This is a genomic window from Megasphaera indica (genome assembly GCF_046614755.1).
GTDB lineage: Bacteria > Bacillota > Negativicutes > Veillonellales > Megasphaeraceae > Megasphaera > Megasphaera intestinihominis.
This window is the reverse complement of the sequence record NZ_JBKKJR010000028.1, coordinates 21,921-28,685: the sequence shown is the minus strand read 5'-3', so window position 1 is coordinate 28,685 and position 6,765 is coordinate 21,921. Positions and strand designations below refer to the sequence as shown.

The 6,765-nt window shown below is 54.2% G+C and carries 8 protein-coding genes; 1 reads left to right on the top strand and 7 read right to left on the bottom strand.

The features are described 5' to 3' along the window. Positions 1-122: 122 nt before the first annotated feature. Genes ACFCTO_RS11335 through ispE form a run of 3 tightly spaced genes read right to left on the bottom strand, consistent with a single transcriptional unit; the run spans position 123 to position 1,913 of the window. Positions 123-284, bottom strand: coding sequence for a hypothetical protein (locus tag ACFCTO_RS11335; RefSeq protein ID WP_014015072.1), 162 nt, complete (start codon positions 282-284; stop codon positions 123-125). Positions 285-304: 20 nt separating this feature from the next. Continuing rightward, complete coding sequence (locus tag ACFCTO_RS11330; RefSeq protein WP_499876909.1) at positions 305-1,042, bottom strand: GntR family transcriptional regulator; 738 nt, start codon at positions 1,040-1,042, stop codon at positions 305-307. Positions 1,043-1,046: 4 nt separating this feature from the next. After that, positions 1,047-1,913, bottom strand: a complete 867-nt coding sequence (gene ispE, locus ACFCTO_RS11325; RefSeq protein WP_370854044.1) for a 4-(cytidine 5'-diphospho)-2-C-methyl-D-erythritol kinase — start codon at positions 1,911-1,913, stop codon at positions 1,047-1,049. Positions 1,914-2,107: 194 nt separating this feature from the next. Between ispE and ACFCTO_RS11320 the strand changes: the two genes are divergently transcribed. Beyond that, on the top strand, positions 2,108-3,043 hold the full coding sequence (locus tag ACFCTO_RS11320; RefSeq protein WP_292262335.1) for a YitT family protein: 936 nt from the start codon (positions 2,108-2,110) through the stop codon (positions 3,041-3,043). 376 nt (positions 3,044-3,419) lie between these two features. Here ACFCTO_RS11320 and phoU read toward each other — a convergent pair whose 3' ends face one another. From phoU to pstC, 4 genes are read right to left on the bottom strand one after another with little or no spacing between them, the layout of a single operon-like run. Next, positions 3,420-4,070, bottom strand: a complete 651-nt coding sequence (phoU, locus tag ACFCTO_RS11315) for a phosphate signaling complex protein PhoU (RefSeq protein WP_499876908.1) — start codon at positions 4,068-4,070, stop codon at positions 3,420-3,422. 17 nt (positions 4,071-4,087) lie between these two features. Beyond that, the gene (pstB, locus tag ACFCTO_RS11310; protein ID WP_292300186.1) at positions 4,088-4,945 is read right to left on the bottom strand and encodes a phosphate ABC transporter ATP-binding protein PstB; all 858 of its coding nucleotides are present in this window, start codon (positions 4,943-4,945) and stop codon (positions 4,088-4,090) included. Then, positions 4,945-5,823, bottom strand: coding sequence for a phosphate ABC transporter permease PstA (pstA, locus tag ACFCTO_RS11305; protein WP_292300187.1), 879 nt, complete (start codon positions 5,821-5,823; stop codon positions 4,945-4,947). The genes pstB and pstA overlap by 1 nt, the downstream gene beginning before the upstream one ends. Before the next feature lies 1 nt (position 5,824). Continuing rightward, entirely contained in the window at positions 5,825-6,748 is a 924-nt protein-coding gene (pstC, locus tag ACFCTO_RS11300) for a phosphate ABC transporter permease subunit PstC (RefSeq protein WP_292300190.1), read from the bottom strand. Positions 6,749-6,765 lie beyond the last annotated feature (17 nt).

Genomic DNA, 6,765 nt, shown 5'->3' with positions numbered 1-6,765 from the left:
ACTTTGGTCGCTAAGGCCCAAACCGCAAAAAATCCAACGGACTTAGTTCAGGCCTTGTGTAAACTAGCTTCATCAACTTCCGAGGCAGCGTAAAAGTTGTAAAGTGCTGTATAAATATAGTTTTAGAACAAGTTCCAGCGTCCCATGTACAAGGCGACCAGGGAGCGGATAAACAGACAGACGAACAAGATGTAGGTCAGGATATACAAAAAGTTTTCAAAGTCATCCATATGTTCCGACTTCTCGTGGACATGGCGGAAATGGTTCAAGAGAAAATGTCCCATCCGATGGTCGCTTCCTTTCCTTATTCTCCGCCGTGCGGAAATAATTCATGAACGCGCCGGGCCGACTCTTCGTCTTTGCTGATGCCCTTGAGCAGGGTCCGTTCGGAATTTTCCATGTGCTTCTTGGCGACTTTGCGGGCCATGGCACTGTTGTGGTCGGCAATGTTTTCCACCATCTGCCGATGTTCTTCCCACGTCGCTGCCAGGCGGCCGGGATAGTGCATGGAAATGGAGCGGAAGCGCAGCATCTGTTCGCGCAGATTATTGAGTATATCGACGAGGCGCGGGTTCCGGCTGGCATGATAGAGGACGTCATGGAAACGGACGTCGGCATCGACGATCTTATCGAATTCGTCGTTGTCGATATATTCGTTGATTTCGACGAGGATCCGTTCCAGGTATTCCAGTTCGTCCGGCGTGATCCGTTCAGCTGCCAGGCCGGCTGCCAGTTCTTCCAGGGCGCTGCGGATCTCGAAGACCTGGGCGATATCCTTCAAGGAAATATCGGCGACATACGTCCCGCGCCGGGGAACCATGACGACGAAGCCTTCCAGTTCCAATTTGCGGATAGCTTCGCGGATTGGCGTCCGGCTGACGCCGAGTTCATCGGCCAGCTGGATTTCCATGAGCCGTTCCCCCGGTTTGAGTACGCCGTCCTTGATGGCCTGGCGCAGGGTTTCGCTGACGACTTCGCGCAGCGGCTTATAAGCATCTAATTTAATCGGTTCTAATGCATGTTGTCTTTTCGTGGTTTTCATCGTTCTATCTCTCACCTTCCACTCGTTTCACTATGGCCGTCATATATACGTCGACATCATGCCACGCCGCCGTCTGGCTGCGGACGGCCTCTTCCTGTCCAGGCGGGACCAGGGCAAATACTGTCGGCCCACTGCCGGCCATGAGCGGCTGCAGTCCTAACGCGGTCAGACGCTGCTGACAATCGGCGACTTGCGGCACATTGGGAATGACCAGTTCCTCAAAGGTATTCCCCATGGCCGCCGTCAATCCCTGGAAATCGCCGGCCCGGACGGCCTGCTCGACGGCATCGACAGCGACGGACGCCGTATGGCTCCGGTTGTCGAACAGGGCATAGGCCTGTTTGGTCTGTACGGGCACGCGGGGATGGACGATGACCACAGGCCACGCCGGCAGGGGCGGCAGGCGTTTCAGTTCCTCGCCGATACCGGTACCGCGCATGGTGCCGCCACAGATGCAGAAAGGCACGTCGGCGCCAAGGCCGGCACCGATGCGGCAGAGTTCTTTTTCTGACAGCCCCAGACCCCAAAGGCGGTTGAGGCCGCGCAGGACAGCGGCGCAATCGGTACTGCCGCCGGCCAGTCCGGCGGCGATGGGGATATGCTTTTCGATGTGGATGGCCACCTGTTGATTGTCCTTTTTATACGGACAAAGCGCCTTCCAAGCCTTATAGGCCAGATTCGTTTCGTCACAGGCCAGCGACGGCTGCGAACAAGTGAGCTCGAACGCATCGGCTTCGCTCACGGTCACGGCATCGCAAAGGCCTATCGATTGAAAGATAGTATCAATATTGTGATAACCATCGGCACGACGGCCAGTTATGGCCAGGGCCAGATTAATTTTCCCATATCCTTTTTCTACTATATTCATCATACTTTCACTCCGTGCATAAAATGTGCATTGTCTTATTGATTAAAATTTTTCCTATGTTATAATGAGACGACAGCAGAGAACAGCGCCCTTTGCGCATCCTCTGTGAATGCACACTTCCACCATTATACTATAATGATTATACCGTTTTTTCCTTTACTTTACAATTCTTCATTCAATACGGAGGAAAAAAAATTATGAAAACCCTGACTTCACCTACCCTTTGGGAATTAGCCGTCCCCTACCTGGCGTCCTTTGTCGGCAGCCTGGTCGTCGCCATCGGCATGAACGCCTTCTTCATCCCCTTCCAGTTATTGAGCAGCGGCCTCAGCGGGATAGCTATCATGTTCTACTTCCTGACCGGCCTCCCCGTCGGCATTGGCATCTTCATCCTCAACATCCCGATCATGATCGCCTGCTACAAATTCATGGGCCGCAGCTATACGGTCCTAAGCATCGTCGGCACGATCATGCTCTCGGTCCTGGTCGACGTCACGTCCTTCCTGTCGACGTGGAACATCATGCACGATGCCATGCTGTCATCCATTACCGGCGGCATCCTGTCGGGCATCGGCTTTGGCATCATCTACAAATACAACGGCAACAGCGGCGGCCTGGATGTCATCGGTGCCATCGTCAAGAAATATTATTCCCTGGAAATGGGTACGGTCACGATGATCCTCAACCTGGTCATCCTCCTGGCCGCAGCCTGGCTCTTCTCCCTGGAACGAGCCGTCCTGACCTTCGTCGCCATCTACATCGCCGCCTTCATTACCAACAAAGTCGTCATCGGCCTGAAACAGCGTAAAAGCGTCATCATCATCTCCAACCGGGCCACACCGATCGCCCAGGTCCTCATGCGCTACGTCGGCCACGGCGCCACCTATCTCCACGGCCAGGGCGCCTATACCATGCAGGATAAACGGGTCATCTACGCCGTCATCAAACTGACCGAAGTGGCCAAGGTCAAAGAAATCGTCAACAAGCTCGACCCCCAGGCCTTCATGATCATCAGCGACGCCTCGGAAGTCGTAGGCCGCGGCTTCACGACATCGCCCGTCAAATACCACCAGTATCCCGGCGATGCCCTCTCCATGCCGCATACGAAAAAGAATATGCCGCCGGAATATTGAGGCTGCATCTATACTTGATTTATTACCGTGACATGGTAAAATAAAAATAGAGATAGCCCGATGGTGGTGCATCGGCTCTCCTCGATGAATTTTATACGTGAAGAAGGCCGTGTACCGCAAGTACGCGGTTTTTTTCATGCTACAAGCTTATCGCTTGGTTGCTGATCACCCCGCTTTCGCGAGGAAAACCGAATACATCGGACTATCCCATAGGGGTTAGTATATCAAATTTGTTGCAAGAAAAAAAGGGGCCGCCGCATGATAGCATAAACCATCATGCGGCGGCCCCGACATATCACATATCACGAACCTAGCACTGTACGAAATTCCCACATATACGAAAGCGGGCGCCCTACGTGGGCGCCCCTACAAATTACTAAATACGGATTTCGTTGGTATCGCGGTAAATGAGCCATTCGGCGATATTGTTGGCGTGGTCGGCCATGCGTTCGATATATTTGATGACCAGGACCAGATCGATGTAATCCTTGGAGTTTTCCGGATGAGCCGCCATTTCGGCAGCCAATGTTTCCATGAGGTTATTGAAAGCCTGGTCGACGATATCGTCTTTATCGCGCATGAGGCTGGCCTGAGACGAAGTACCCCGTTCTTTGTAGAAATCGATGACATCGCTGACCATGGAGGCCATGACGCCGTACATTTCTTTAATGCCCTGCGGCAAGGGTACGTTGTGATGGGTCTGTTCCAAATGGATGACGTAGTGGCTGATGTCGGCGCAGTGATCGGCAATCCGTTCTAAGTCGGAGAGGATTTTCAACGTCGCCATCAAGCTCCGATAGTCAGCCGCTACGGGACCCTGCATCATACTGATGGTCAAGTCTTTCTTCATACAGTTCTTGACCAAATCATCGATGACATCGTCGCCATCGTAAATGCGCTGAGCCAATTCGATGTCCTTGTCTTCCATCGCTTTCCAGGCATTTTCGACGGCCTGTTCGACCTTCATGCCCAGGTTAATCATATCGTGTTTCAATTCTGCTACGGATTTTTCGTAAACTTCCAGCATAAGTCCCTTTCCTCCTCTTAGCCGAAACGGCCGGTAATGTACTCTTCCGTCTTGGGATTGGACGGATTGGTAAACATGTCTAGAGTGTTATCGTATTCAATGAGTTCGCCTAAGAGGAAAAATGCCGTCTTGTCAGAAATGCGGCGAGCCTGCTGCATACTGTGTGTGACGATGACGATAGTATATTTTTCCTTCAATTCCAAGGCCAGGTCTTCGATTTTCTGCGTCGAAATCGGGTCCAGCGCCGATGTCGGTTCGTCCATGAGGATGACTGACGGATCCGCTGCCAAAGTACGGGCAATGCAGAGACGCTGCTGCTGGCCGCCGGAAAGACCGAGAGCACTCTTATTGAGGCGGTCCTTCATTTCATCCCAGCAGGCAGCCTGGCGCAGGCTCTTTTCGACGATGGCGTCGAGCTGCTTCTTATCCTTGATGCCCTGTATACGCGGACCATAAGCGATATTTTCATAGATGCTCTTCGGGAACGGCGTCGGCTGCTGGAAGACCATGCCGACACGGTAACGCAGGGCCAGGGGGTCGACTTCCTTGAAGATATCCTTACCTTCAAAGCGGATATCGCCAGTGACCCGGCAGCCTTCGACCCAGTCGTTCATGCGGTTCAGCGTCTTGAGGAACGTCGACTTGCCACAGCCCGACGGGCCGATGAGGGCTGTGATTTCATTTTTCCTGATTTTCATGTTAATGTCTTTCAAGGCCTGGAACTCATTATAGAAGAGGTCCATGTGGCTGACATCAAAGGTATATTCCGCCGTACCCGTAGCAGCCTGTGCGCCTTCCTGTACGGCTTCTGCAGCCCGTTTCTTTTCAATCGTCGCTGCGGCAAAGCCGGTCAGCGTCGTAGTCATTTCTGCCATTATTTATTTCCTCCCATTTTCTTGTCAATTCGATAGCTGAAGTAGCGTGCAGCCAGACTGAAGACGAGGACCATGATCATCAGGATGGCCGACGACGCGGCAGCCTGCTGGGCAGCGTCTGCATGAAGGGCTTCCGTACGCAGGGCCCAGATGTGAAGGGCCAGGGTTTCGCCGGGACGGAAGGGATTGAGCGGACACGACGTGGCCGTAATATCCCAGTTCGTCCAGTCGATATCTGTCGACATACCGGCCGTGAACATCAGGGCAGCGGCTTCACCGAAGCCACGGCCGGCGGCCAGGATGAGGCCGGTCATGATGCGCGGGAAGCAGGCCGGCAAGAGGACGTGCCAGATAGTCTGCCAATGAGAGGCACCCAGGCCCAGGCTGCCGTTGCGGTAGCTCGGCGGCAAGTTGCGCAGGGCGTCTTCGGTAACGGACGTGACCAAAGGCAGGGTCAAGATGGATACGGCCAGGGCGCCGGCCATGAGGTTCCACTGAGAACCGGTCATGACGATGAAGACCAGGTAGCCGAACAAGCCGACGACGATAGACGGCAGGGAGGCCAGGGTTTCGACGGCCATGCGGACCCAATGAGTGATGCGCCCCTTCTTGGCGTATTCGGCCAGGAAAATACCGGCCGGGATCCCCGTGATGGTACTGGCGACGAGGGCCAGGACGACGAGGTAAATCGTATTGAAGAACATGTTCCCCAGACCGGTCGGGCTGAAGGACAAGAGCTGCGGTGTCATGCCGCTGATGCCACTGACGACGACGTAGAGGACAAAGGCGATGAGCAGGATGACGGCAAAGGCGGCACCGCCGGTAAAGATGGCCGTCATCATTTTATCTTTCTGTTTTTTCGTTTCGATACTTGTCATATTAACTCCGTCCTCCTTTTAATTCGGAAGCGGCATTGATCTGGTGGATTACAAAGATGAACAGGAACGACAGCAGGAACAGGACCAGAGCCATCGTCCACAAAGCAGCGTTGTATTCGCCGCCTTCCATGGCGCCGCCCATATCGGCCGAAATAGCCGTCGTCAGCGTGCTGGCCGGCAGGAACAGGGACGTCGGGAAGACTTTCATCTGGCCGATGACCATGGCGACAGCCAGGGCTTCGCCCAAAGCGCGGGCCAGGCCCAGGATGATGCCGGTGAAGATACCGCTCTTGGCGGCCGGAAGTACGACGTGGGCAATCGTTTCCCAGCGCGTCGCGCCGAGGCCATAAGAAGCTTCACGCCACGACTTGGGCACGGCGGCCATGGCATCGGCGGCCATGGTCGTAATGGTCGGGAAAATCATGATAGCCAGGACAATGCCGGCAGCTAAAACGGAAAAGCCAAAAGGCATGGGGAAAATATGACGCAGTGCCGGAATGAGGACGGTCATGCCGACGAAGCCATAGACAACCGACGGGATACCCGTGAACAATTCGATAGCCGGCTGAATGAGGCGGCGCCGCTGGGGCGTCGCAATTTCCGTCATGTAAATGGACGATGCCAGACTGAAAGGCAGGGAAATGATCAGCGACAAGAGACAGGTGACCAGCGAGCCAGCCAGGAACATAGCTGCGCCGACCTGACCGCCGCCTTCCGCCGTATCGCTAGGCTTCCACTGACCGGAAAAAAGGAATTCCGTCACGCTGTGGCCAAATGTGAAAAATGTATCTGTACCTTTAATGAAGAGAAAAGCGCCAATGAGAAGCGGCACCAGTGCCATACCGATGCCGCAAATAGTGATGAACGTTTTGGCTGCTTTCTCGCTGCGGTGAGCCCGTTGGACTACCGTTTCGATTGCATTCATACCCGTTCCTCCAGTAA